This window comes from Phytohabitans sp. LZ39, assembly GCF_059359075.1.
Map to the genome: position 1 here is coordinate 1 of NZ_JCADBM010000032.1, position 23,845 is coordinate 23,845.

Genomic DNA, 23,845 nt, shown 5'->3' on the forward strand with positions numbered 1-23,845 from the left:
ATCTACCGGCAGACCGCCGCCTACGGCCACTTCGGCCGCGAGCTGCCCGAGCTGACCTGGGAGCGCACCGACCGCGCAATCGACCTCGCCGTGGTCGCCGCCTAAAGGGAGTGCCGAGATGAGCCGCTGGACCACCTATCTGTGGCGAGGGTTGGCAGCCGTGGCAGAGTCAGGTTGCCCCCTTAGCTACGCGTACCTCGTGCAGAGGGACCAGACCCTGCGGACCCAGGCACCACAAATCCATCTCGGTGACGACGCGTCGGTGGATGCGACCTTCTGCTCGATCGTCGAACGGGAATGGGGCGCCACCAGCTTCCGCGGGGAAACACCACACCTGTGAGGCCCGCATCTCGGTGAGTCGGTGGCCTGACCGCGCTCACCGCCTGATCCGCCCGGTGGCCGGCCTTTTGACGGACCGGCCCCCAGCGGCTCGGGCTAGAAACTCAGGTCGCGGCGGCGGAGACCGCGGTACCCCGCCGCGGCGAGCACCGCGGCGAGGGCACCGAGGGCGAGTAGCGGTGTCGCGGTGAGCGGGTCGAGTGGCGCTCGCGGTGTATGCGCGAACGGAGAGCCGCGTCGCAGCCACTCGGGGATGTTGAACGAGTCGGCGAACAGCGCGATCACCGCGCAATACCCGAACACGGCCCAGGACAGCGCGGCGGCTGCCCGGGGTAGCCAGCCGATGCCGAGGACCGCGACCGCGACCACCAGCAACACGGCCGGCAGGTAGCCGAGCGCGACGCCGATCAGGCGTGGAATCTGACCGGCGTCGGAGACGGTGAGCCCGTACGCGAGGCCTTCGCCGAGTCCGGCCGCGGTCAACACCAGGGCGCTGCCCACAGCCGCCACACTCAGGTGGCTGGCCAGCCATGCGGCGCGGCTCGTTGCCGTGGCCAGCACCGGCTCGGCGCGCCCGGAGGTCTCCTCGCCGCGCATGCGCAGGGCGGTGACGACCGCGTACGCGGCGGCGATCAGCGCGAGGGTCATCGCGGTCAGCGCCAGGAAGGAGTCGAGGATGTCGGCCGCGCCGCCGGGTAGGAAGTCGGCCACCTCGGGGTTGTCGGCCACGTACTGCTCGATGCTGTCGCCGATCGATCCGTAGGCGGCGCCGAGAAGGAACAGGCCGGTGGCCCAGCCGGCCAGCGAGGCGCGCTGGAGCCGCCAGGCCAGTCCGAGCGGAGAGCCCAACGCGGTGGTGGCGGTAGCCCGTCCCGGGCGGGGTCGCACCAACCCGGCGGCGAAGTCGCGGCGCTCCAGCAGCGCCGCCGCCACCGTGCCGAGTACGGCGACCGCCACCACCGGGATGGCCAGCGGCCACCACCGGTTGTCGACGTATGGGAACGTACGCTGACCCCAGCCGATCGGCGACAACCACGACAGGGCGCCGTTGCCGACGTCGCCGGCGGCACGCAGCGCGGAGGCGGTGCCAAGGGCGAGCGCGACCGCCCCGTACGCGGCCCGGGCGTTCTCGAACACCTGCACGGCCACGGCGGTCAGCGCGGCGAAGACCGCGCCCACGGCGGCGATCGCCGCACCGAACAGAACGGACCCGGAGACCGGCAGCCCGGTCCCGACGGCCACGAGGAACACCAGCAGCCCGGCGGTCAGGTCGGCCAGCCCGGCCAGCGTCAGCGCGGCGGCGAGCGTGGCGTGGCGTCCGACGCGGGCCGAGCGGACCAGCTCGGCCCGGCCAGACTCCTCATCGGAGCGGGTGTGCCGCCCCACCAGGAACATGCTCATCAGCGCGACCACCACGGACACGAACCAGAAGATCTCGAACACCACCTCGCCACCGATGGAATCCAGCAGGCGGGTAGGCCCGCTCATCGCGATCGCGGCGGTGTTGCTACCGATGGTCTGGCGCAGCTTGGCCAGGTCTTCAGCCGTGTCGTAGAGGTTTTGGCTCTGCGTGGACTGGACCAGAACCAGCAGCGCGGCGCCCAGCAGCCACCACGGCAGCGCGAACCGCTCCCGCCGCAGCATGAACCGCAACAGCCCACCGAAGCCGGTCATGATGCGTCCTGGTCGCCGTAGTGCCGCAGGAACATCTCCTCCAGCGTCGGCGGCGTGCTCGTCAGACTCCGCACACCCAGCGGCGCCAACCGCCGCACCACCTCGTCAAGCTTCGCGGTGTCCACATCGAACCGTGCGTGGTGGTCCTCCAGGACCAGGTCATGCACACCCGGCAAGGAGTCGATACCGGCCATCGGCTGCGCCGTCTCCACCGCTATCGAGGTACGCGTCAGGTGGCGTAGCTCGCCCAACGTGCCTGTTTCCACCGTGCGGCCGAGCCGGATGATGCTCACCCGGTCGCAGAGCGCTTCCACCTCCGCGAGGATGTGGCTGGACAGCAGCACCGTGCGCCCTTCGCGCTTGACCTGGTGAACGCACTGCTGAAACTGCGCCTCCATCAGCGGGTCGAGGCCCGAGGTGGGCTCGTCAAGCAGCAACAGTTCGGCGTCCGAAGCGAGCGCGGCGACCAGCGCCACCTTCTGCCGGTTGCCCTTGGAATAGGTGCGGGCCTTCTTGCGCGGGTCGAGGTCGAAACGCTCCAGCAACTCGTCCCGCCGGGCCCGGTCCAGCCCACCGCGCATCCGGCCGAGCAGGTCGATCACCTCGCCGCCGGTGATGTTCGGCCACAGGTTGACGTCGCCGGGCACGTACGCCAGGCGGCGGTGCAGGGCGACGGCGTCCCGCCATGGGTCGCCACCGAGCATCCGCACCGTGCCGCCGTCGGCGCGCAGCAGGCCCAGCAGGATCCGGATCGTCGTGGTCTTGCCGCTGCCGTTCGGGCCGAGGAAACCGTGCACCTCGCCGGGCTCTACGGTCAGGTCGAGCCCGTCGAGCGCCTTGGCCCGGCCGAAAGATTTGGTCAGGCCGGCGATGTCGATCGCCGCCCCGTTCTGAACGCTCACGTTGACACTCCACAATGGAGAGAAGGAGAGGGGCACCGCGCGGCATGACGCGATGCGGATCGAACACGCATGAGTGAGAAGCCCTACCACCGTCAGCGCGGCGGATCCGAGTCCGCCTTACGCGCGGCCGCACACGAGCACCGCATCCGTCCGCGCGGCGCGACGGCAACAGCCCTCATCGCCGCTCCCCCGCCCGCCGGGCCCTTGCCTTCTCGGCGTGCTCCTCCCACCGCCGCACGTGCTCCTCGCCGTACTCCACACCGACGAAGTCAAAGAAGTCCATCAGCTCGTGCAGCCGCTCGCGCTGCACCGACCGGTCTTTCCCGACGATCGACAGCCCGAACTCGGCCGCCTCGATGCCCGGCCGTAGCCGGGCCACCCGCGCACGCAGGATCTGCGCCCAACCGCCGGGCTTGAGCTGGTAGTGATGCTGCCGAGAACCCGGCATCGGCACCCGCTCCACCAGCTGACCCAGCTCCAGCTGCCGAATGACCGTGCTGATGGAGGCCTTGCTGGCCCGCAACGCGGCCGCCAACTCGGTGATCGACTGATGTGGCTCTGGGCCGATCATCAGCCAGCCATAGATCCGGCCCATCATCCGTGCGGTGCCCAAGGTCTCGAAGAACATACCGATCCGCTCGATGAACTCGCGCTCACCTGGCGTCGGTTCGCTCATCACCACACCTCGGCGTTCAAAGGATGCTGAACGAACTGTACCGAACGAACATCGATGGATCCATAGCTTTGAACTGTCTTATATAGATCCCTTCCGGTGGCACCGGTGCGGTACCGTGACGGCCTGGTGTGCCGGGAAGCCTGGTCGGCGATGTCGAGACACGTCGAGCCCAGGAGCACGCCATGCTCGTTCAAATCACGCTGGCCGCCGCCGGTCTGGCCCTGCTCACCATCGCCGCCGACCACCTCGTGCTGGGCTCGTCCCGACTCGCGCGACGGCTGCGGATCAACGCCGTCGTGGTCGGTGTGATCGTCATCGGCCTGGGCACCTCCGCACCCGAGCTGCTCGTATCAGCGGTGGCCGCGGCACGCGGCGACACCGGAATCGCCGTGGGAAACATCGTCGGCTCCAACATCCTCAACCTGACCCTGATCCTCGGCGTAGCGGCGCTCATCGGTCCGATGGCGATCACCTCGAAGGTGCTCCGCCGCGAAGTGCCGCTCGCCGTCTGCGCGGTCGGCCTCTTCGCCGCGCTGGCGTGGGCCGGACTCGGCCGGACCGCCGGTGCGGTGCTCGCCACCGCCACGCTCGGCGCGCTGGCGCTGTTGCTGCGCTGGGCCCGCACGCCCCGCGGCAACCAGGAGCTCGCCGAAGACGTGGCCACGTTCACCGAAGACCCGGCCGTCCTGGACCTCCCCACGCCCGGACGGCGACCGCCGGGTTGGTTCGAACCCATCCGCTCCGCCGCCGGGCTGGCCGGCGTCCTGGCAGGCGCACAACTGCTGGTCAGCAACGCCGCCGCGATCGCCGCCGACCTCGGCGCCTCACAGGTACTCATCGGATTCACCATCGTCGCCGTAGGCACCTCCCTACCTGAACTCGTCACCACCGTGCAGGCCCAGCGCCGCGGCGAGTCGGAGCTCTTGGTGGGAAACCTCTTCGGCAGCAACCTGTTCAACAGCCTCGCCGGCGGCGCGGTCATCGGCTTCGCCTCAGGCACCGGCCGGCCGGCCACCGCAGGGGCGGCGCTGCTGCTGACGATGCTCCTCAGCAGCGGACTCGCGTGGGTACTGCTGCGCCGCGGGCTGCGTCTGACCCGGCCTGAGGGAGCCGTGCTGCTGGCCACCTACGTCCTCACGCTGCTGGCCGTGTAACCGCCGCTACCACCGGCCCGACGGACCGGCAGGCCGGCATGTCATTTCACGCCATTGCAGGTTCAGGCCACCCGGAACCCAATGACTCCCCGGCCGCGCCGGAGCTATAAGGGATTGCCAGGTATTGGCGACACGGTGAGCGAAAGGTAGCGAGAATGAAGATCGAGATCCGTCGGCTCGAAAAGATCGAGACGACCGTATTCTGTCCGATCTCCGGGGACTGCTGACCCAAGAGTGCCGGCGCGGAAGACAGTTCCGCGCCGGCCAGCGACGCATCGGTGTCGGCGCTTTTCGCACAAAACAGGGAGTTAGATCGTGGAACGGCCGCGCGTCAAGACCGTATTCCCGCCCATTCCGCTCGGCAATGGCAAGATCAGAATCGGCGGCTTTGATCTTGGGCTCGCCGCCGAACTCGATGACGACGAACAGGGTCACACCTGGCATCTCCTCAAACTGCTGGACGGCAGCAACACCCACGCCGATCTCGCCCGCGAGATGCACCGCTACGACCCGAAAGTGAGCCCCGAGGACGTTACGTCGGCGGTAGCCGCACTGGCCACTGCCGGCTATCTGGAAGATGCGGCCGAGCTGCCACCCGCGACGTTCTCGGCCGAGGAAGTGGAACGGTACCGCCGCAACATCGAATTCTTCTCGCACTTTCCCTCGGACACGGCGACCGCATACGAAATGCAACATCGGCTCAAGAGCGCGAGAGTCACCGTGCTCGGGGTCGGCGGGCTGGGTACATACGCGGCGCTGGCGCTGACCGCGCTCGGCGTGGGCGAACTGCTTCTCGTCGACTACGACGTGGTGGAGCTGGCGAACCTCAACCGCCAGGTGCTCTACACCGAGGAGGACATCGGCCGGCCGAAGGTCGCCGCGGCCGCCGACCGCCTGGCACAGGTCAACCCGCACGTCCGCGTTACCGCCGTGCGGGAGCGGTTGTCCGGACCGGACCAGGCCCGCGCCATGATCGCAGGACGGAACCTGCTGGTCTGCGCCGCGGACCGGCCCCGGCGGCTGATCTACGAATGGCTGAACGCGGCCACCATCGCCGAACGGGTGCCATGGATCCGCGGCGGCAACGCCGGACTCACGGCCAGCGCGTTCCTACACGTGCCATTCGAGACGGCTTGCTATGCCTGCGTGGAACTCGCCGGAGCCGACGAGCTCCCGTGGCTCGAAACGATGAACAGGTACATCCAGGAACACCTCTCCGATTCCGCGGCCAACCCATGCACGGCACCCGTCGCCGGGCTGCTCGGCAGCGTCGTCGCCATGGAGGCAGCCAAGTACCTGACCGGCGCCACGCGCCCAGCCATGTTGAACCGGCGCATGGTTGTCGACCTGGCACGCCTGGAGCTCCGCTACATGGACGGCCGCCGGCGCGACGACTGCCCGGCCTGCGGACCCGTAGCCGCGGCCACGAAGGAGGCGGCAGCATGGGAATCGCCCTGACGGACCAGGCCCGCGTCGAACTTCATTCCTTGGCGATCGGCCCCGAGGACGACGGTGTCCAGGAGGTCGGGCGGCCCGAGACCGGAGTGTTCATCGCCTTGCCCGCCGAGGGCATCCGGCTGCTGTCCTGGCTGGACAGTGGGTTCACACTGGGCGAGGTCCGGCGAAGGTTCACCGCCATCTACGGTGTCGCGCCCGAGCTGGACGAATTCGTCACGGGACTGCTGGACTGCGGATTCGTGAAGGCCGTCGACGGCACCGCCACCAGCCCCGCGGCGGCCGAGTCGGCCGGTCGTGGCTGGCGCCTGCTCGCCTCCTTGCCACAACACCGGGTGGCCTGGATCCTTGCGCCGCCGATGCGCCTGCTCTACGCCGGGGTGTGGCTCGCCGTGCCGGTGCTCTTCGTCCTTCGCCCCGACCTGATCCCGCACGCCGCGAACGCGCTGCTCGACCTTCAGGCCAGCCTCAACCTGCTGCTACTGGTGCTCCTGGTGTGGGTCATGCTCTTCCTCCACGAGCTTGCCCACATGCTGGCCGCGCGGGCCCGCGGCTGCGTGGCCTCGCTTTCAATCAGTCGGCGTCTCTACTTCCTGGTCGCACAGACCGACATGAGCGGAATTCGCGCCGTCCCACGGCGGGAACGGTATGCACCGTATCTGGCCGGCATGACCTTCGACTTGGCGGTGCTGTTGGCCTGTACCGCGTTGCGGATGGCCGGAGTCGGCGGCGGAGTGCCGACCGTGATCGCCTACATCGTCGGAGCCCAGATCGCGTACCAGTTCGCCATCTTCCTGCGCACCGATCTCTACTTCGTCTTGACGAACTGGCTTCGGACCGGAAACCTCACCCAGGACGTGCAGGCCATCCTGAACGATCGATGGCGGCGATCGCGGGGAAAGGCCCGACTCGATCTGAGCGGCATTCCCGCTCGGGAACGGCGCATCGCCCGGCTTTACTTGCCGTTCTACGTGCTCGGCATCGCCGCGGCGATCGCCAACCTCGTGTTCTACGTGCTCCCGGTGCTAGCTGGCCTCGTCATGCGCGCGGTCAGCGGCTTGCTCGGGCATGACGGCGTCCTCTCGCGGTGGGACGGCATAGCGTTCCTCATCGTCAATGCCGTCCATTTTGGCCTACTCGGCATGGTGTTCTACCGCGAACGTCGGGTCAGCCAGGCCCGCAAGACCGAGTTCGCGGTGAACTAAGCCTCCGTCAGGCACCTTGTCGAACTTGGCTTACGCTATCGGATCGTATGCTCGCGCTGGTGAAGGCGTTCCTCAAAGCCGGTGTGCTCGCCGAGACCCGGGTGCACGAGGACAGCCTCACCGGCACGCCGCAAGGTGGCATCCTGTCCCCGCTGCTGGCCAATATCGCCCTGAGCGCGCTCGATGAGCACGTGCACAGGCCGTGGCTGGACGGCGGGTGCTCAGTACGCCACGCCGACGCACCCGGCGTCGCGCCAAGGGCCTGCCGAGCTGGCGGATAGTCCGCTACGCGGACGACTTCGTCATCCTCGTGCAGGCACCCGCGACGACGTCGAAAACCTGCGCGAAGAGATCGCCACGGTGCTCGATCCCCTTGGTCTGCGCCTGTCGCCGGCCAAGACCCGGATCGTGCACATGAGCGAGTCGTTCGACTTCCTTAGGTTCCGCATCCAGTGGCGCCGCAAGCGAGGTACGAACAAGTGGTACGTCTACACGTTCATCGCCGACCGGCCCATCCGGTCGCTGAAGGACAAGGTCCGTGCCCTCACCGGCAGGTTGTCGCAGCAACCACCCAGGGACGTGCTGACCCGGCTCAACCAGATCATGCGCGGATGGGCCAACTACTTCAAACACGCGGTCTGCAAGCACACCTTCGGAACGCTGCAGGTCGGCGCGATCCGGTTGGGGTGCTGGATCTGTACCGGACCCGTCCCGGGCCGTTGAGCCAGCATGAGCCGGCCGACGCGTTGGCGTTCGCCGAAACGGCGTCCATGTTGCTGCTCGACACAGCGGCCGGGACGCAGCCGGACACCGCGGAGCTGACCTGGCAACGCGACGACCCGACCGCGCACCAGGCCCAGGCGCACCAGGCTACCGGCATGATCCTGGTCCAGCTCGGTATCAGCGCGGAGGCCGCCTTCGTTCGGCTCCGCACGTCGACGTGGATCAGACGTTCATCCTGCTCCGCAGCACCGCCCGCACCAACAACCGCCGGCTATCCGAACTCGCCCGCGCCGTCGTCGATGGCTCCGAAACGATCTGACACGAACCGTCCCCTTGGAACAGGGCGGCCGTTTCGTGCCGCCCTGTGACAGGTAACCACGGAGCCGTCGGTTGGCGGCGGTCAGCTCAGTCCTTCGCCTACCTCCAGGCGACGGATGGACTCTCCGCCCTTATGGCTGTTCGACCGCCCGTGCCTGTTTCCGATCAGGGCCGCGAGCTTGTGTACGGCACCGCTGCACGCCTCGCCCACGGAGGCGGCGTGGTGCGTGACGGCGACCGGTTGCTTTCCCGCGGACCGCGCCTCGATCATGCATCGCTTGTCCGAGCCGCCGGACCCTCCGGCGTTCTCGTCGCCGAGGTGGACCTCTACGCGGGTGATTTGATGACTGAAACGCGACAGCGCGGACTCGAGTTCGGCCTGGAGGCGCTGGACCATTCCATCGCTGACGGTCACGTTCTTGTCCGTGTGGACCTGGATCTGCACGCGCGGTCTCCTTCTGTGTCGCCCGTCCCACCGGGGCCGGCGAGGAAGTCGTGCCCGGGCCGGTACGCCGAACCGGCCGCACGAGCGTTCTCGTCGGGCCGGCGGCACCGGCGGTGATGTCAGCGGGGTCGGTTGAAGCGGGAAAGGAGGGTACGCAGCTTGCTCTGGTTCCCAGGGTGGGCCGTGCCCGGTCGGCCCTGGTTGCCACGGCGGTTCATGCCTTGCCGGCCCCGGTCGATCAGTTGACGGCCGTGCGGACTGCGGACGAAGGCCATGACACGGTTCAGCAAAGACGAAGACGCCATCGATTTACCTCTCCACTGGGGTGCGTTCCGCATGCGGAAATACACCGGTGCGATCAACGCTCATGTCAGACTGGACACGAACCTCGACGGCCGGTCCCTGACGACGCCGCCCCCTGGCGTCCGATCGATATGGCGGCGACGCTGTCCAGCCGGAGGTGGATTAGAGGCGTCATTTGTCGTATACCCGTTGAGCGGGTGTATATGCGTTCGCGGCGGGCCGATGTGGGTCGGGTTGCTTCACCGAACGGGCTTCGGAGTGTACGGCCGGGGTGCAGGATGAGTCATGCGACCGGGAAGGGGTGCACCCCGAGCACGAACGCGATCCAGACCGGGGTCAACTCGCGGTGACGCCGTACCGCGAGCGTCATGACTCCGAGCGCGGCAGCTCCGAACTCGGACAGAGACGGACGCTGATTGACACCTTGTGCGGTGCCCCAGCGGCATTTGGGGGACCCGCGCCGACCACCTGGTCCGGTGCGTCGAGCAGCGCTACTCGGTCGCCGTCGTGGTAGCGACCTGGTCCTGTTCGCGACGCCGCTCGCCTTCGGCGAGGAATTCACGGAGGCGTTGCTACGCGCGATGACGTTCATGATCGTGGCGTCGCCGTGCGCGGTGGTGCTGGCGACGATGCCGCCGCTGCTGGCCGCGATCGCGACCGCCGGCCGTAACGGCGTGCTGGTCAAGTCGGCCGTGGTGATGGAGCGGCTGGGCCAGACCAGCCTGGTGGCCTTCGACAAGACCGGCACCCTCACCGAAGGCACGCCGCGACTGGCCGCGGTCCGGCCGCTGCCCGGCGGACCGGTGACCGATCCTGACCGGCTGCTGACGTTGGCCGCGGCCGCCGAGCAGGCCAGCGAACACCCCCTCGCCGGCGCCGTGGTGGCCGCCGCCCGCGCCGCCGGCCTGGACATCCCCACCGCGAGCGCATTCACCTCTGCGCCCGGACGGGGCGTGCGGGCCGACGTCGACGGGCTGCCGATCACGGTCGGCCGCGCGAGCGCCGCCGACCAGCCGGTGCGGCGGATGGTGGCCGACCTCGAGAACACCGGGCACACCACCGTCGTGGTAACCGTCGACGGCGTCCCGGCCGGCGTGCTGGGGCTGACCGACCGGGTACGCCCCGCGGCCGCCGAGGCCACCGCCCGGCTCACCGTCCTAACTGGACAAGCACCGGCGCTGCTGTCCGGGGACAATCCCCGCGCCACGGCGCGGGTGGCCGCCGAGGTGGGCATCGGCGATGTCCGCGCCGGCCTGCTGCCGCAGGACAAGGTGGCCGCCGTACACGACCTCCAGGCCGGCGGCGAGCGCCTGCTGGTGGTCGGTGACAGGGTCAACGACGCCCCGGCCGTGGCCGCCGCGCACGCCGAGATCGCGATGGGCCGGGTCGGGTCGGATCTGGCGTTGCAGACCGCCGACGCGGTCATCACCCGCGACGACCTGAGCACCGTCCCCGCGCTGATCGCGCTGTCCCGCCGGGCCCGGCGCTACGTGATCGCGAACCTGGCCATCCCGGCCACGTTCATCACCGTGCTCGCCACCTGGGACATCGTCGGCCACCTGCCCCTTGGGTGTGGCCGGCCACGAGGGCTCCACCATCATCGTGGCCCTGAACGGGCTGCGGCTGCTACGCGCCTCCGCATGGAGCACGCGACCGTGACGGGTCAGGTGCGGGGTAGGGCCACCACCACGTCGAGCTCGCGGGCGGTGGCGGCGTACCCGGCGGCGGTCAGCTCGTCGAGCAGGTCCTGCGGGGACAGCACGTGCCACGGGTACTCCGCCACGAACTCGCTGTCGACGGCGCCGTCCTCGTCGAGGATCCGGTACCGCATGGTCCAGGTGACCATGTCGTCGCCGGCGGGACGGGCGCCGCCGCTGCCCTGGTAGGTGCGTCGACCGATCGGCACCGACGTGAACGGGCTCTCCGGGATGACCGTCGGCTCCGTGGGCGGTTGCAAGTTGACGATCAGCGGCGCGGCCGGCTCCAGCCGCGGTCGCAGGTCCGCCCAGAAGCGGCGGCGCTGCGCGGGGGTCAGGTGCCCGATCATGTTGATCGCGAGCACGCCGCCGAGGCGTGGCGGCAGCCGCATCCCGTCGACGTCGATGGCTTGGACGGTGACGCGCCGCCGCAACCCGTCGTTGGCGGCGAGACGGGACAGCAGTACGGCCCGCAGGATCGGTGACGGTTCGACGGCGATGACCTCGGCGTCGGGAACGGTGTCCGCGACCAGCAGGGTGCCCAGTCCGGTCCCGGCGCCAATGTCGACGATCGGTCCCTGCCCCGGCGCCGCCTGGCGCAGCGCGTCGCTGATCGGGGCGCCCAGGGCTCGCCAGGCGTCCTGGCTGAGCACGTCGATGAACTCTCCGGACTCCGCGTACGGATCGGCGGGCATCGGTTCACTTCCCTCGGTCAACGGGCTGGGGCGAGCTGGGCAGTGTCGATTGCACGGAGCGTGCCGAGCTGGGTGGCGATCAGCAGCCGCTGCGGGTCGAGCCAGGCCAGGGCGGTGCCGGCGGCGTCCAGGTCGAGGCGTGCGGCCGGGCGCGACGGCTTGCCGGCGGTGCCGGTGGCGGGTCGCCACAGCGCGGCGGCGGCGTCCCGGCCGGCGGTGGCCAGCACGGCGGCGGTCCCGGGCCGCCACGCCATCGCGGTCACGGAGGCGTCGTGGCCGCGCAGCATGCGTGGGGAGGTGCCGGCGGGGCCTTTACCAGCGAAGTCCCACACGGTGAGGTCCGGGGCGCCGTTGTTGGCCAGCCAGCGGCCGGTGGTATCGAACAGCAGCCGGGTGACCTTGTCGGGGAAGCCGGCCATCTCCAGTTCGTTGCCGTCCCGGGTGCGCCAGATGTGCACGCTGCGGTCCTGGTTACCGGTGCAGATCCACCGCTGGTTGCCGGTGGCCGCGATGGCCAGGTGCGAGCCGGGGTACGGGTAGTGGCCGACCGGGTCGGTGCGGTGCCGGGCGTACCGGTAGACGCCGTTGTAGGCGGACACCGCGATCTCCCGGCCCTGCCGCAGCCAGGTCAGGTCGGTGACCGTGCTCGGCGCCGGACCGGTCTGCCACAACACGGCACCGTCAGCGGCGTGCACCACCACGTGGCGGCCGCAGGCGATGGCAACCCGGTCGTCGCCGGCCCAGCGGGCGCGGGCAGACCAGCCGTCCGCTCGTGGTGTGTCGAGGCGGCGGTCGGCGGTGTGCCACAGCTGATATCCGGCCGTTCCGGTCAGCGCCAGGTGGGCGCCGTCCGGGGAGAAAGCGGCGTCGAGCAGTCCGCCGTCGACCGCCAAAGAAGCGGATGTTTCGCCGGTGTCGGCGTCGTAGATGGTGCAGGTGCCTTCGGCGCCGGCCACCGCGACCAGCCCGCCCGCGGTGGCGAGCGCGACCGGTACATCGTCCACAGTGGTCTGCCAGAGGAGAGCTTCGGCGGTGGTGGTGCTCACGCGGCGGCTCCGGTCAGGCAGGCGGTGAACCCGGCCTCAAGCTCGCCGCGGTCGAGGTTGCGGCCGATGAAGGCCAGGCGGTTGGTGCGCGGCTCGCCGTCCCGCCAGGGGCGGCCGTCGTCGCCGTCGAAGAGCATGTGTACGCCCTGGAACACGTACTGCTGGTCTTGTCCGGCGAGGGCGAGGATGCCCTTGGAGCGGAAGATGTCCACGCCCTTGGTGGCCAGCAGCTCGCCGAGCCAGTCGTTGAGCTTGTCGACGTCGACCTCGCCCGGCGTTTGGATGCCGACCGAGGTGACGGTGGCGTCGTGCTGATGATCGGTGTCGGTGAGGAACCGCGGGTCGGTTTCCAGGACGCGGGACAGGTCGAACGCGCCCACGTCCAGGATCCGGTTCAGGTCGAGTTTGCCGTGCTGGGCGGGGATGATCTCGGCCAGGGCGTTGACCTGCCGCAGCCGCGTGCGGATGTCACACAGCTCGGCGTCGGCGACGAGGTCGGTCTTGTTCAGGATGATGCGGTCGGCGAAGGCGACCTGTTCGATGGCTTCGTTCTCCACCCCTTCGGGTTTGACCTCGTCCAGGTGGGTGAGGATGTGCTTGGCGTCGACGAGCGTGATGATGGCGTCCAGGCGCAGCTGGTCGCGGATCTCGTCGTCGACGAAGAAGGTCTGCGCGACAGGTGCTGGGTCGGCAAGGCCCGTGGTCTCGACCAGGATCCGGTCGAAGCGGTCCCGGCGGCGCATCAGCGCGCCGAGGATGCGGATCAGGTCGCCGCGCACGGTGCAGCAGATGCAGCCGTTGTTCATCTCGAAGATCTCTTCTTCGGCGTCCAGGACGAGGGCGTCGTCGATGCCGATCTCGCCGAACTCGTTCTCGATGACGGCGATGCGCATGCCGTGCTGCTCGGTGAGGATCCGGTTGAGCAGGGTTGTCTTGCCCGAGCCGAGGAAGCCGGTGAGCACGGTCACGGGTACCCGGGTGTCGGTCACAGCTGGCCTCCAGGGGTGATGGTGTCGCGGACGTCTTGGCCGGTTACATCGGACAGTGGCTTGTGGATGGTCCACCGCCGAGGCGCCTCGCGGCCGCCAGCACGGCGACCACCGTCTCCACCGGTGGACAGTCTGGTTCGGCACATCTCAGTTGCTGTACGACGACCGTGTGCCGGTCATCGAGGCCGAGGACCTGACGCACCACCGCTTTGAGGGCGCCGCTGTCGGCGGCCGGCATACGTGTCGTCCGCACCGGGCCGGGGCGGCGGTCGCTCATGGCTGCGCCTGCGTTGTGAAGCAGCCGGCGAACGGGTCGCTCCAATGCCGCCACACTTCCTCGCCGGTGGCCAGTTCGCCGTCGGACAGCAGGCATGCGGACAGCAGCCGGTGCAGGCCGACAGCATCGAGGTCCAGGCCGATGAAGACCAGGTGACTGTGCCGGTCACCGTAGTACGGATCCCATTCCATCGCGGCGGCCAGCCTGCGCATGTCGCTTTCCTCGTCCCAGCCGGCGTCCGGGAGCGCGGCTAGCCACGATCCGAGCGAGCCCATGGAAAGGCCAGCGCCGGCCGACTCCCAGGCCACGACGGTGTCCGGCTGGCTGGCCAGCCACAGGTGGCCGCGGGAGCGCAGGACGCCGTCGGTGATCCCTTCGAGGGCCTTGTGCAGCCGTCCGGGGTGGAACGGCCGGCGGGCGCGGAAGACGGCGGACACCACACCGCAGTCCGGGATCGGCTCGTGAACCCCGACCGTATGCCCCTCGATGCCGCGCGCCAGGACGGCGGGGGTGTCCGGGCGGTGCCGGCCGGTGTGCCGCAACCGGGCGGCCAGCGCGGTGCCGTCGATGACCGGCTCGCCGAGCGTGAAGTGGGCGGCCCACGGCGCCATCCGGTGCAGCAGTATGGAAAGGCGGGTGGTGTCGAAGCTGCCCTCTGTGGACTGTCCCCAGAGGACGATCGTGTCGGCGTACTCGATCTGCCGGGAGATCACGTCGGCGACCGTGCGATGGTCGTCGTCGGCGGCGTGCAGGCCGTGGCGGGCCAGTTCGTCGGTGCTGGAAAGGCCGCCGAGCAGGCGGGCCGCGTCGACGACCGTGACGTACGAGTCGAAACGCACCGCCTCGGTAACCGGGGCACCGTCGACCAGGCAGTACTCGCACGCGGCGGCCAGCGTCTGCGGCTCCACGGCCTCGGGGAGGATCAGGACGAGGTCGTGGCACGGATGCTGTCGTGCCAGCCGTACCAGGGTGGGCAGCACGTCTTCGCGCAGGGTGCAGGCGGCACAGCCGTGGACGAGGCTGACCCGCTCGTCCTCCAGTACGCCGGAGCCGGTGCGTACGATCCGGTGCACGACGCCGTCCCGTACGCCGGCCAGGTCGTGCCGGACCAGCAGCAGCGACGGGTCGACGGCCAGCAGCGCGCGGGCGGTCGCGAACGTGGCGGCGGGCCAGAACCCGGACAGCACGGTGACGGCGGGTCGGGTGTCGGTCCGCACGTCGACTGCGCCGGGTTGCGCATGCGGCGGGAGCATCACGTCAGCCCTCCTGTTGGGGGTGTCGGGTTGAGCTGCCATTGGCTGGCCTTGGTGCGTTCGTGCCACATGCGGGTGTAGAGACCGCCCGCAGCGAGCAGTTCGTCGTGGGTTCCGGTCTCGGCAACCTTGCCGGACTCGAGGACGATGATCTGGTCGGCGTCGCGAATGGTGTTGAGCCGGTGGGCCACGACCAACACGGTGCGGTGCTGGACGAGCCGGGCCAAGGCCTGCTGTACGGCGTGTTCGTTGATCGGGTCGAGCGCGGCCGTGGCTTCGTCGAGCAACAGGATGGGTGCGCCCTTGGCGACGGCGCGGGCGATGGAGACACGTTGCCGCTCGCCGCCGGACAGGGTCTGGCCGCCTTCCCCGATGGGTGTGCCGTAGCCGTGGGGTAGGTCGGTGATGAAGTCGTGGGCCTGGGAGGTGCGGGCGGCGGCCTCGACGGCGGCCGGCGTGAGGTCGGTGTTGCCGAGGGCGATGTTGTCTCGGACGGTCCCCTGGAACAGGTACACGTCCTGGGGTACCAGGGTGATGGTGTCGAAGAGTTGGTCGGCGGAGAGGTGGCGCAGGTCGGTGCCGCCGACGGTGATGGCGCCGCTGTCCGGGTCCCAGAAGCGGGCGACGAGGTTGAGCAGGGTGGTCTTGCCGGCTCCGCTGGGGCCGACGATCGCGGTGACCGTGCGCGGGGGGACGGCGAAGCTGACGTCGTGCAGCACGGGCTGGTCGGGTTGGTAGCCAAAGGTGACCCCATCCAGCTGGACGCTGGGCTCACTGGGCTTGGCCACCGGGGCGTCGGGGTACGTCTGGGCGGGCAGGGCCAGGAGCCGGCAGATCCGTTCCAGCGCGGCGTCGGCGAGGCGGACCTGTTCGACGCTGGAGGCGAGTTCGAGCAGCGGGTTGTAGACGCGCAGGATGAGGACCAGGAAGGCGATGAGGGCGGCGGCGTCGAGGCCGCCACCGAAGAGGCGGTACGCACCCGCGGCGACGACCAGGGGAACGCCGAGTTGCACGGTGCCCATGGTCAGCAGCGCTATCGGAGTGAGCCGGACGGCGAGGCGGTCGTTGACGGCCCGGAGGTCGGCCACGGCGTCGCGGTACCAGCCGAGGCGTTCGCCGGTGCGGTCGAACGCCCGGATCACCGCGATTCCCTGCACGTATTCGACGATCCGGCCGGCGCTGGCGGCCATTCGGTCGCCGCGGTCCAGGGCGTTGGCCCGGAAGTAGCGGTTGGCCCACCAGAACAGCGGCGCGGCGACCAGGACGCTGGCCGTGGTCGCGGCGGCCATCGCCGGATCGAGCACAAGGAGGCCGGCGAAGACGAAGACCGGCAGCGCGGCGGCGCCCAGTAGCTGCTGCATGCCGACGCTGGCGAAGGTGGACACGGCCTCGTAGTCCGTGGTGAGCACGGAGCTGACGTCGCCGGTGCCGCGCTGCCGCAGCGTGCCGAGCGGCACGCGGTGCACGTGTTCCAGGGCGCGTAGCCGGGCGTCGCCGATCGCCTCGTACGTGGAGATCCAGGCGAACCGGTTGGCCGCGATCGCCAGGCCGTACTGGACGACGGCGGCCGCCACCATGACGACGATCGCGGTGGTGACCACCGGCGCGGTGAGCGTCTGAGTGCGGACACGCTCGATGGTCCAGACCAGCGCGACCACGGGCGCCGCACCGACCAGCGCCTGCGCGAACCGCAGCGCGACGCCCACGGCGAGGCGGCGGCGGTACGGTCCGAACAGCTGCCACACCGCCCTGATCGGACCCCGGTACGTCGTGGTGGTCATCATGCCTCCTGAGCGTGCACGGCGGCCGACACCGAAATCTGTTGCGCGCCTTCGAAGGCGGCCCACATCCGGGCGTACAGGCCATCGCGGGCGAGCAGTTCGTCGTGGCGGCCGCGCTCGACGATCCGGCCGCCGTCCATGACCAGCAGCTGGTCGGCTCCGGCCACGGTGGACAGCCGGTGGGCGACCATGATGACGGTGCGGCCGGCGGTGAGTGCGGTGATCGCCTCTTGCAGGGCGAGCTCGTTCTCCGGGTCGACGAACGCGGTGGCCTCGTCGAGCACGATGATCGGCGCGCCCTTGAGCAGCGCCCGGGCTATCGCCAGCCGCTGCCGCTCCCCGCCGGACAGGCGGCCGCCGCGCTCCCCGAGCCGAGTGGCGTACCCGTCGGGGAGCGCCATGACGGTGTCGTGGATGTGGGCGGCGCGGGCTGCGGCGACCAGCTCGGCGTCACTGGCGTCGGGCTTGGCCAGGCGCAGGTTGGCCGCCACCGTATCGTCGAACAGGAACGTCTCCTGGAACACGAACGTGACCTGCTCCATCAGCTGGGCGAACGGCATGTCCCGCACATCCGTCCCGCCGACCCGCACGGTGCCGGCGTCAGGGTCGTAGAAGCGGCAGATCAGCCGCGCGACCGTGGTCTTGCCAGCCCCGGACGGCCCGACCAGCGCGGTGACGGTCCCGGGTCCGGCGCGGAAGCTCACCTCGTGCAGGGCATCGGCGGCCGACTGGTCACCGGGATAGCGGAAGCTCACCCGGTCGAACTCCATGGCCGGTTCGCCGATCTGGGCGAGGTCGGTGGTTTCCGGTAGCTCACCGGCGTCCCGCAGCGCGGTAACCAGCCCGGCGGCCAGCGACAGGTGCCCGAGCTGCACGCTCAGCTCGGTCAGCTGGAGCACGGGTACCCCGTAGCCGATCCCGAAGATGGCGAAGAACAGCAGGTCCGCGGCGGTCAGGTGGCCGGTGTGGTAGAGGATCAGGGCGACCGGAGCGATCGTGACGACGGTGCCGGCGGCGAGCACCTGAAAGCCGGTGTAGAGCGGCAGGAACTGCCGCCCCCACCGGGCCTGGAAGCGGGCGGCGTCGGTGACCGCGTCACGGGTCTCGCCGTACAACTGGCCGGGCCGGTGGAAGGTGCGCACCACCGGCAGGCCGCGGATCAGCTCGACCAGCGAGCCGTTCATCCGCCCCATCGCCACCATGTACTCGCCGAGCTGGTCCTTCCCGCTGCGCCGGATCGACGCGTTCATCAGCCACAGTCCGGCGACCACGGTGGCGAGGGCGACGAGCGCCAGCCGCCAGTCGACCACTGCCATCCACGCGGTCAGCGCGAGGATGGACACCGCGGCGGCGACCAGGTCCGGCAGCGCGTGGGCCAGGAACAGCTCCAGCCGTTCCACGTCGTTGGAGATGGTCCGCTGAAGGGCGCCGGACTGGCGGCTGGTAACGAAGCCGAGCGGTACCCGGGTCAGCCGCACCCCGACGCGTAGCCGCAGCCGGTACAGGGTGGCGAACGCGGCCCGGTGCGAGATCCAGATCGACGTGCCCAACAGCACGTACTGGGCGACCACGAATACCAGCGCCAGCAGCGCCAGCCGGTAGAAGTCGGTACGGGTGGCGGAGCCGTCGACCAAGTGGCGCAGGGCCTGGTGGATGACGTACAGCGGACCCAGCCGGCACAGCGCTCCGGCAGCGGCGAGGACGGCGGACAGCGCGTACCGCGGCCAGTCCGGGCGGGCGAACGGCAGCAGCGACCGCACCCCACCGGACAGCGTCAGCGGTGTGTCGTTGCTGTTCTGGTCGGTCATGACGACGCCTCCAAGGAAAGAGCCGTGGCGAGGGTGGCGTGCAGCGACGGTGCGGCATTTACCAGCGCTCGGCCGGCCACAGACCGTGGCCGGCTCAGGACCGCTTCGGTCGTGTCGTACTCGCCCAGGTGTCCGTCTTCCAGGACGGCGACGGTGTCCGCCATCCGGCGGACCAGGCCGAGGTCGTGGGTGATGAACACCACGGCGACGCCCTCGTCGCGGCGCAGCTCGTCGAGCAGGCCGACGATGGAGTCTGCCACGGTGGGGTCGAGCGCCGAGGTGATCTCGTCGCACACGAGCACACGCGGCCGGGCGGCGAGGGCCCGGGCGATGGCGGCCCGCTGCCGTTCGCCACCGGACAGTTGCCCAGGCCGGCGGCCGGCGAGGTCGGCGCCGAGCCCCACCCGGTGCAGCAACTCGACCGCCCGCGCGGCGGCCTGCCGCCGGGACATGCCGTGCAGCAGCCGCAGCGGGCGGGCCACCGCAGCGCCGACGCGCCGGTGCGGGTTCAGCGAACCGTACGGGTCTTGCGGGATGAGCTGCAGCCAACCGCGCTGCTCGGGGCTGCGCCGCTCGGCGGCCGGCGCCAGGACATGGCCCGCGACCCGGACCTGACCGGCGGTGGGCTGATGCAAGCCGGCCAGGCAGCGCGCAAGGGTGGACTTGCCAGAGCCGCTGGCTCCCACGAGGGCGAGCGCTTCACCGGGCCGTACCTCGAAGCCAACGTCGTGGACGACGTCGCCGTGACCGTATCCGGCGCTCAGGCCGTGCACGCACAGCACCGCGGGATCCGCGGCCGGCGCGCTGCGGGGCCAGTCGGCGCGCGGATCCGGGTACGCGTCGACGAGGCGCCGGGTGTACGGATGGGCGGGAGTCCGCAGGGTCGGCCGGCAGTCGCCGGTCTCCACCTGCACCCCGTCCCGCAGGACGACCACGCGGTCGGCCAGCCGGGCGACCAGGTCGAGGTCGTGGCTGATCACCAGCAGGGCAAAGCGCTGCTGCCGTTGCAGCCGGTCGAGCTCCGTGACGACCAGCGCGCGGGTGCCGGGATCCAGCCGGCTGGTCGGTTCGTCGAGCACCACCAGCCGCGGCTCACGTGTAAGCGCACGGGCCAGCGCGAGACGCTGCTGCTGCCCGCCGGACAGCTCGCTGGGCAGCCGGCGCAGGAACCCGGCGTCGGTCGGCAGGCCGACACGGTCCAGGCGGCAGCCGATCGCGGCCGGATCGCGTTCAGCGGGTTCGAGCAGTTCGCCGATCTGGTTCGCGACGCGCATTGTCGGGGTGAGCGTGGCCGCCGGGTCCTGCCCCAGCCAGGCCGTGTGCTGGCGGCGCAGCCGTCGCCGCGCCCGCTCGGGCAGCGTGAAGACGTCCTGCCCGCACAGCCGTACCCGGCCGGCGGCCAGGCGCAGGCCGGGGCGGATGATCCCCAGGGCCGCCAGCGCGAGGGTGGTCTTGCCGGCGCCGGACTCGCCGACGACCCCGACCCGTTCCCCCGCCTGCAAACGCAGAGCGATGCCGTCGACGACGGGCCGCCCCACTGGACCGGTGACGCGCAGGTCGGTGATGTCCAGCGGCGCGGTCATCGCGCACCCCGCAGTCGGCCGGCGAGGCGATCCGCGAGCAGGTTCACCGAGACCGTGAACGCCACCACACACAACCCCGGGGCCAGCAGCGCCGCCGGATTGAGGCCGCCGGCGTCAGCGTTGCGCGCCACCATCGTCGCCCAGTTCTGCCCGCCGATCGGCGCGAACCCGAGGAAGCTCAGCGTGGCCACCAGGTATATCGAGCCGACCAGGCGCAGGCCGGCGTCGGTCAGGATCGGACCGGCCAGGGCCGGCGCCAGCTCGCGGGCCAGGATCGCGGTCCGCCGCTCGCCCATGGCGACGGCGTGCTCCACGTAGCCGCTGCCCGCCACTCGGGCGGCCGCGCCGCGCAGGTAGCGGACGCTGGTGGGCACGCCGAGCAGCGCGACCACCGCCACGACCAGACCGGCGGGCGCCCGCGAACCGACGACGATCACCAGTACGAGCAGCGGCGGCAGGACCAGCAGCAGCTCGGTGGCCCGCAGCAGCAGCCGGCTGCCGCGCCCGGACCGCCAGCCGGCCAGCAGCCCCAACGGGACCGCGACCAGGCTGCCCAGCGCCACCGCGAGGACCGGCACGACTACCACACCGCGAGCACCGGCCAGCAGGCCGGAGAGCACATCGCGGCCGAGGTGGTCGGTGCCCAGCGGCAGGCCCGGCCGGGCAGGCTCGTACGGGATGCCCACGATGGCGTCGCCCCGGTGCGGCGCCAGGTGCGGGCCAGCCAACGCGAGCGCCGCGGCGAGCGCGGCCGGCGCGGCGACGAGCACCAGCGCGACCGTCCGCAACCGTCCGGCTCTCATCTCCCGCCCCCCACGGCCAGGGCCGCCTGGCGCCCGGACCGACCGTGGAACAGTTCGGCGGCCAGGAACCCGGTGATCGCGACGGCGGCCAGGACCAGGCCGGCCGCTTCGACCTGGACCGCGTCCCGGGCCCGGACCGCGCTGGCCAACAGCGCACCCAACCCGGGGTACGCGAACACCGTTTCCACCACCAGTGCTCCCCCGACCAGGTACGGCACCAGCAGCGCCAGCACCTGCGCGATCGCTCCGGCCGCCGGCGGCAGCACGTGCCGGCGCAGCACCAGGTGCTCCGGCAGCCCGACGATCCGGGCCGCCTCGACGTGCGGACCGGTAGCGACCTCGGCGACGACCCCGCGGACCATCCGGGCGGTGTACGCACCCCCGTACAACGCCAGCGACGCGACCGGCAGCACCAGGACCGCCGGCTGCGACACCGGCCCCGTCCCGGGCGCGAGCAGCGACACCGGCGGCAGCCAGCCCAGGCCGAACGCGAAGACCGCGACCAACACAGCGGCGAGCGCGAACTCCGGCACCGCGGTCAGCGTCAGCGTCACCGCAGAGACCACCCGGTCCCGCCCGCTGCCCGGCCTCGCGCCGGCCAACAGACCCGCGCCGACACCCACCACCGCGATCACCACGAACGCGACCACCGCCAGCACCACACTGTTACCGGCCCGGTCGGCGACCACCGGACCGACCGGGGTCCGGGTGACCGCGCTGGTACCGAAATCGCCGCGCAGCGCGCCGCCCAGCCAGCGCAGGTACTGCTCGGCCACGGGCGCGTCCAGCCCAAGCTGGGCCCGCAGCTCGGCACCTCGCTCCGGGGTGTAGTTGCTGCCCAACGCCTGCGTGACCGGGTCACCGGGCAGCACCTGCACCGCCACGAACAACACCACGCTGACCGCCAGCAGCAACGCCAACGCGGCCGCCACCAGCCGCAGCACCCGACCCAGCATGGAAACGCCCATCACGCCGGCAGGTAGGCCGAGGCCAGCAGCGGCACCGACTGGCTCAGCCGCACACCATCCACACCGGGACGGACCGCATCGAGCTGCTCGGCGTACCCCCAGACGATGTCGCCACCGGAATCCCACAGGTAGCGCTGCAGCTCGTCGAACCGCTGCCGGCGGGCCGTGTCGTCGACGGTCGCGCGGGCCGCGGCGAGCCGGTGGTCGAAGTCGCCGCCGCGCACACCGGTGATGTTGAACGCCGCATTCGATCCAGTGAACGTGCTGATCATCGTCGCCGCGGGCCGGTTGATGAAGTAGAACGCCTGGAACGGCGTACTCAGCACGCCCCGGTAGTCGTCGAAGTAGGTGTCCGCTGGTGCCTGCTCCACGGTGATGGCAAGACCTGCCTCGCGGGCCTGTTCGGCCAGCAGCCGGGCCGCGTCGACGGTGCCGGCCACCAGGTCGGCCGCCCTGATCGTCAACCGGGTCACGCCCGCCTTGGCCAGCAACGATCTGGCCTGCTCCACGTCCCGGGTGCGTTGCGGCAGCTCGGTGTTGTAGCCGGGCAGGCCGAGCCCGTACACGTCGTTGCCGACCTGCCCCTGCCCAAGCAGCACGTTGTCCACCAACTGCTGCCGATCCACCAGCAGCCGCAACGCGCGGCGCACCTCCGCGTCGCGGAATGGGTCGGTCTGCACGTTCATCTCGAAGCTGCGCCCGAGCGAGTTGCCCGGCCCACCCCGACGGATCCGCACATCCCGCGAGTTCGCCACCGAACGCGCGCTGGCCGGGGTGACATCGACCGCGTAGTCGGCCTGCCCGCCGCGCACCGCGTTCAACCGCGCGGCCGGATCCGTGACCACCGCGATGGTGGCCTCGTCCAGCAGCGGCGCACCACCCCAGTACTCGCCGTTGCGGGCCAGCGTCACGCCCCCGCCCGCGGCCGCCGACACCAACCGGAACGGGCCGCTGCCCACACCCTTAGCCCAGTCCCGGTCAGTAGTGCCGTCCGGGAAGACCAGCGACATCTGCGCCAGCACCGACTCGACCAGGTCACCCCGCGCCCGCCTCAGCGGGACCTCGACGGTCCGGGCGTCGCGGACCTTCAGCTTCGCCAGATCCACATCGGCGTACAGCGAACCGAAGGTGGGGCTGCGCTTGGGATCGCCGAACATCCGCAACGAGTACGCGACGTCCGTCGCGGTCACCGCCCGGCCGTCGTGGAACCGCACCCCGTCCCGGATCCGGATCGTCCACCCGGTGGCGTCCGCGTTCGGCTCCACCGACTCCGCCAGCGACAACACCACACGGTCGCCCTCCAGGCGCACCAACTGGTCATATACCTGGAACATCGCGATGAAGCTGGCGCCGTCGGTCGCCGTCAACGGATTCAGGCCACCGGTCGGGCTACCCAACGCGACCAGCCGCAACCGGCCACCCCGCCGCGGCGACGACGACACCGCCGCCCCGGCCCCAGAGTCAGCGCCGCACCCGGCCACACCGGCCAGCCCCGCCGCCAGCGCGCCGGTCAACACCGCACGGCGCCGCACCCCGGCGCCCCTCGGCTCACCAGTCACCAGACCACCCCACACACCGACCCGTCTCCGACCCGCTCATGCTATCGCAAATGATTTTCATTGCGAGCAGCGCGGCGCGGGTGATCGGGATCTCACCGCGAGATGTGACTGCGTCTCCGGCGCGCGATGACCGAGGTCGTTATCCGATCGACGCTTGACAGGCTCTGTTGGCCTATTCCCCTTGGTGTAGTC

General features: G+C 70.6%; 21 protein-coding genes and 1 pseudogene. 8 read left to right on the forward strand and 14 right to left on the reverse strand.

What is annotated here, in order from left to right; genetic code table 11:
- Window positions 1–118 precede the first annotated feature (118 nt).
- A complete protein-coding gene (locus tag AC5L36_RS40585) occupies window positions 119–340 on the forward strand; it encodes a hypothetical protein (RefSeq protein WP_441224139.1) in 222 nt (73 codons plus the stop codon).
- Window positions 341–435: 95 nt separating this feature from the next.
- Here AC5L36_RS40585 and AC5L36_RS40590 read toward each other — a convergent pair whose 3' ends face one another.
- The 3 genes from AC5L36_RS40590 to AC5L36_RS40600 form a co-directional block, all read right to left on the reverse strand.
- On the reverse strand, window positions 436–2,013 hold the full coding sequence (locus AC5L36_RS40590) for an ABC transporter permease (RefSeq protein WP_441224140.1): 1,578 nt from the start codon (window positions 2,011–2,013) through the stop codon (window positions 436–438).
- Entirely contained in the window at window positions 2,010–2,915 is a 906-nt protein-coding gene (locus AC5L36_RS40595) for an ABC transporter ATP-binding protein (protein WP_441224141.1), read from the reverse strand. Before AC5L36_RS40595 ends, AC5L36_RS40590 begins: the two co-directional genes overlap by 4 nt.
- Before the next feature lie 175 nt (window positions 2,916–3,090).
- Window positions 3,091–3,591, reverse strand: a complete 501-nt coding sequence (locus tag AC5L36_RS40600; protein ID WP_441224142.1) for a GbsR/MarR family transcriptional regulator — start codon at window positions 3,589–3,591, stop codon at window positions 3,091–3,093.
- 182 nt (window positions 3,592–3,773) lie between these two features.
- On the opposite strand from AC5L36_RS40600, the gene AC5L36_RS40605 reads away from it, so the two are divergent.
- From AC5L36_RS40605 to AC5L36_RS40630, 6 genes are all read left to right on the forward strand, one after another.
- Window positions 3,774–4,745 (forward strand): calcium/sodium antiporter, encoded by a 972-nt coding sequence (locus tag AC5L36_RS40605; protein WP_441224143.1) that lies wholly within the window; start codon window positions 3,774–3,776, stop codon window positions 4,743–4,745.
- A 315-nt stretch (window positions 4,746–5,060) separates the two neighbouring features.
- A complete protein-coding gene (locus AC5L36_RS40610; protein WP_441224144.1) occupies window positions 5,061–6,203 on the forward strand; it encodes a HesA/MoeB/ThiF family protein in 1,143 nt (380 codons plus the stop codon).
- Entirely contained in the window at window positions 6,188–7,405 is a 1,218-nt protein-coding gene (locus AC5L36_RS40615) for a hypothetical protein (protein ID WP_441224145.1), read from the forward strand. The genes AC5L36_RS40610 and AC5L36_RS40615 overlap by 16 nt, the downstream gene beginning before the upstream one ends.
- A 47-nt stretch (window positions 7,406–7,452) precedes the next feature.
- Window positions 7,453–7,686 carry a hypothetical protein gene (locus AC5L36_RS40620; RefSeq protein ID WP_441224146.1) on the forward strand — a complete coding sequence of 78 codons (234 nt, stop codon included), beginning with the start codon at window positions 7,453–7,455 and terminating at the stop codon, window positions 7,684–7,686.
- Between the two features lie 79 nt (window positions 7,687–7,765).
- Complete coding sequence (locus AC5L36_RS40625; protein WP_441224147.1) at window positions 7,766–8,128, forward strand: group II intron maturase-specific domain-containing protein; 363 nt, start codon at window positions 7,766–7,768, stop codon at window positions 8,126–8,128.
- Window positions 8,092–8,496: a hypothetical protein gene (locus tag AC5L36_RS40630; protein ID WP_441224148.1), complete on the forward strand. Its 405-nt coding sequence runs from the start codon at window positions 8,092–8,094 to the stop codon at window positions 8,494–8,496. Before AC5L36_RS40625 ends, AC5L36_RS40630 begins: the two co-directional genes overlap by 37 nt.
- Window positions 8,497–8,528: 32 nt before the next feature.
- On the opposite strand, the gene AC5L36_RS40635 is transcribed toward AC5L36_RS40630, so the two are convergent.
- Window positions 8,529–8,891, reverse strand: a complete 363-nt coding sequence (locus AC5L36_RS40635; protein ID WP_441224149.1) for an HPF/RaiA family ribosome-associated protein — start codon at window positions 8,889–8,891, stop codon at window positions 8,529–8,531.
- Window positions 8,892–9,892: 1,001 nt separating this feature from the next.
- On the opposite strand from AC5L36_RS40635, the pseudogene AC5L36_RS40640 reads away from it, so the two are divergent.
- Window positions 9,893–10,642, forward strand: a pseudogene (locus AC5L36_RS40640) (HAD-IC family P-type ATPase); the annotation flags it as partial.
- 215 nt (window positions 10,643–10,857) lie between these two features.
- Here the strand turns inward: AC5L36_RS40640 and AC5L36_RS40645 are convergent.
- The 10 genes from AC5L36_RS40645 to AC5L36_RS40690 form a co-directional block, all read right to left on the reverse strand.
- Complete coding sequence (locus tag AC5L36_RS40645; RefSeq protein ID WP_441224150.1) at window positions 10,858–11,586, reverse strand: class I SAM-dependent methyltransferase; 729 nt, start codon at window positions 11,584–11,586, stop codon at window positions 10,858–10,860.
- Window positions 11,587–11,603: 17 nt separating this feature from the next.
- Window positions 11,604–12,632 carry a WD40 repeat domain-containing protein gene (locus tag AC5L36_RS40650; RefSeq protein WP_441224151.1) on the reverse strand — a complete coding sequence of 343 codons (1,029 nt, stop codon included), beginning with the start codon at window positions 12,630–12,632 and terminating at the stop codon, window positions 11,604–11,606.
- A complete protein-coding gene (locus tag AC5L36_RS40655; RefSeq protein WP_441224152.1) occupies window positions 12,629–13,621 on the reverse strand; it encodes a CobW family GTP-binding protein in 993 nt (330 codons plus the stop codon). The genes AC5L36_RS40650 and AC5L36_RS40655 overlap by 4 nt, the downstream gene beginning before the upstream one ends.
- 273 nt (window positions 13,622–13,894) lie before the next feature.
- On the reverse strand, window positions 13,895–15,154 hold the full coding sequence (locus AC5L36_RS40660; RefSeq protein ID WP_441224153.1) for a CobW family GTP-binding protein: 1,260 nt from the start codon (window positions 15,152–15,154) through the stop codon (window positions 13,895–13,897).
- Entirely contained in the window at window positions 15,151–16,932 is a 1,782-nt protein-coding gene (locus AC5L36_RS40665; RefSeq protein WP_441224154.1) for an ABC transporter ATP-binding protein, read from the reverse strand. The genes AC5L36_RS40660 and AC5L36_RS40665 overlap by 4 nt, the downstream gene beginning before the upstream one ends.
- Window positions 16,932–18,740, reverse strand: a complete 1,809-nt coding sequence (locus AC5L36_RS40670) for an ABC transporter ATP-binding protein (RefSeq protein WP_441224155.1) — start codon at window positions 18,738–18,740, stop codon at window positions 16,932–16,934. Before AC5L36_RS40670 ends, AC5L36_RS40665 begins: the two co-directional genes overlap by 1 nt.
- The gene (locus AC5L36_RS40675) at window positions 18,737–20,323 is read right to left on the reverse strand and encodes an ABC transporter ATP-binding protein (RefSeq protein WP_441224156.1); all 1,587 of its coding nucleotides are present in this window, start codon (window positions 20,321–20,323) and stop codon (window positions 18,737–18,739) included. Before AC5L36_RS40675 ends, AC5L36_RS40670 begins: the two co-directional genes overlap by 4 nt.
- The gene (locus AC5L36_RS40680) at window positions 20,320–21,126 is read right to left on the reverse strand and encodes an ABC transporter permease subunit (RefSeq protein WP_441224157.1); all 807 of its coding nucleotides are present in this window, start codon (window positions 21,124–21,126) and stop codon (window positions 20,320–20,322) included. Before AC5L36_RS40680 ends, AC5L36_RS40675 begins: the two co-directional genes overlap by 4 nt.
- Complete coding sequence (locus AC5L36_RS40685) at window positions 21,123–22,094, reverse strand: ABC transporter permease (RefSeq protein WP_441224158.1); 972 nt, start codon at window positions 22,092–22,094, stop codon at window positions 21,123–21,125. Before AC5L36_RS40685 ends, AC5L36_RS40680 begins: the two co-directional genes overlap by 4 nt.
- Window positions 22,094–23,653, reverse strand: coding sequence for an ABC transporter substrate-binding protein (locus AC5L36_RS40690; RefSeq protein ID WP_441224159.1), 1,560 nt, complete (start codon window positions 23,651–23,653; stop codon window positions 22,094–22,096). Before AC5L36_RS40690 ends, AC5L36_RS40685 begins: the two co-directional genes overlap by 1 nt.
- Window positions 23,654–23,845: the final 192 nt, after the last annotated feature.

What these genes read in the sequence shown, in the direction of transcription:
- AC5L36_RS40585 (WP_441224139.1), top strand. Translation starts at nt 119, where the DNA reads ATGAGCCGCTGGACCACCTATCTGTGGCGAGGGTTGGCAGCCGTGGCA.
- AC5L36_RS40590 (WP_441224140.1), bottom strand. Translation starts at nt 2,013, where the DNA reads ATGACCGGCTTCGGTGGGCTGTTGCGGTTCATGCTGCGGCGGGAGCGG.
- AC5L36_RS40600 (WP_441224142.1), bottom strand. Translation starts at nt 3,591, where the DNA reads ATGAGCGAACCGACGCCAGGTGAGCGCGAGTTCATCGAGCGGATCGGT.
- AC5L36_RS40605 (WP_441224143.1), top strand. Translation starts at nt 3,774, where the DNA reads ATGCTCGTTCAAATCACGCTGGCCGCCGCCGGTCTGGCCCTGCTCACC.
- AC5L36_RS40615 (WP_441224145.1), top strand. Translation starts at nt 6,188, where the DNA reads ATGGGAATCGCCCTGACGGACCAGGCCCGCGTCGAACTTCATTCCTTG.
- AC5L36_RS40620 (WP_441224146.1), top strand. Translation starts at nt 7,453, where the DNA reads ATGCTCGCGCTGGTGAAGGCGTTCCTCAAAGCCGGTGTGCTCGCCGAG.
- AC5L36_RS40645 (WP_441224150.1), bottom strand. Translation starts at nt 11,586, where the DNA reads ATGCCCGCCGATCCGTACGCGGAGTCCGGAGAGTTCATCGACGTGCTC.
- AC5L36_RS40665 (WP_441224154.1), bottom strand. Translation starts at nt 16,932, where the DNA reads ATGACCACCACGACGTACCGGGGTCCGATCAGGGCGGTGTGGCAGCTG.
- AC5L36_RS40670 (WP_441224155.1), bottom strand. Translation starts at nt 18,740, where the DNA reads ATGACCGACCAGAACAGCAACGACACACCGCTGACGCTGTCCGGTGGG.
- AC5L36_RS40675 (WP_441224156.1), bottom strand. Translation starts at nt 20,323, where the DNA reads ATGACCGCGCCGCTGGACATCACCGACCTGCGCGTCACCGGTCCAGTG.
- AC5L36_RS40680 (WP_441224157.1), bottom strand. Translation starts at nt 21,126, where the DNA reads ATGAGAGCCGGACGGTTGCGGACGGTCGCGCTGGTGCTCGTCGCCGCG.
- AC5L36_RS40685 (WP_441224158.1), bottom strand. Translation starts at nt 22,094, where the DNA reads ATGGGCGTTTCCATGCTGGGTCGGGTGCTGCGGCTGGTGGCGGCCGCG.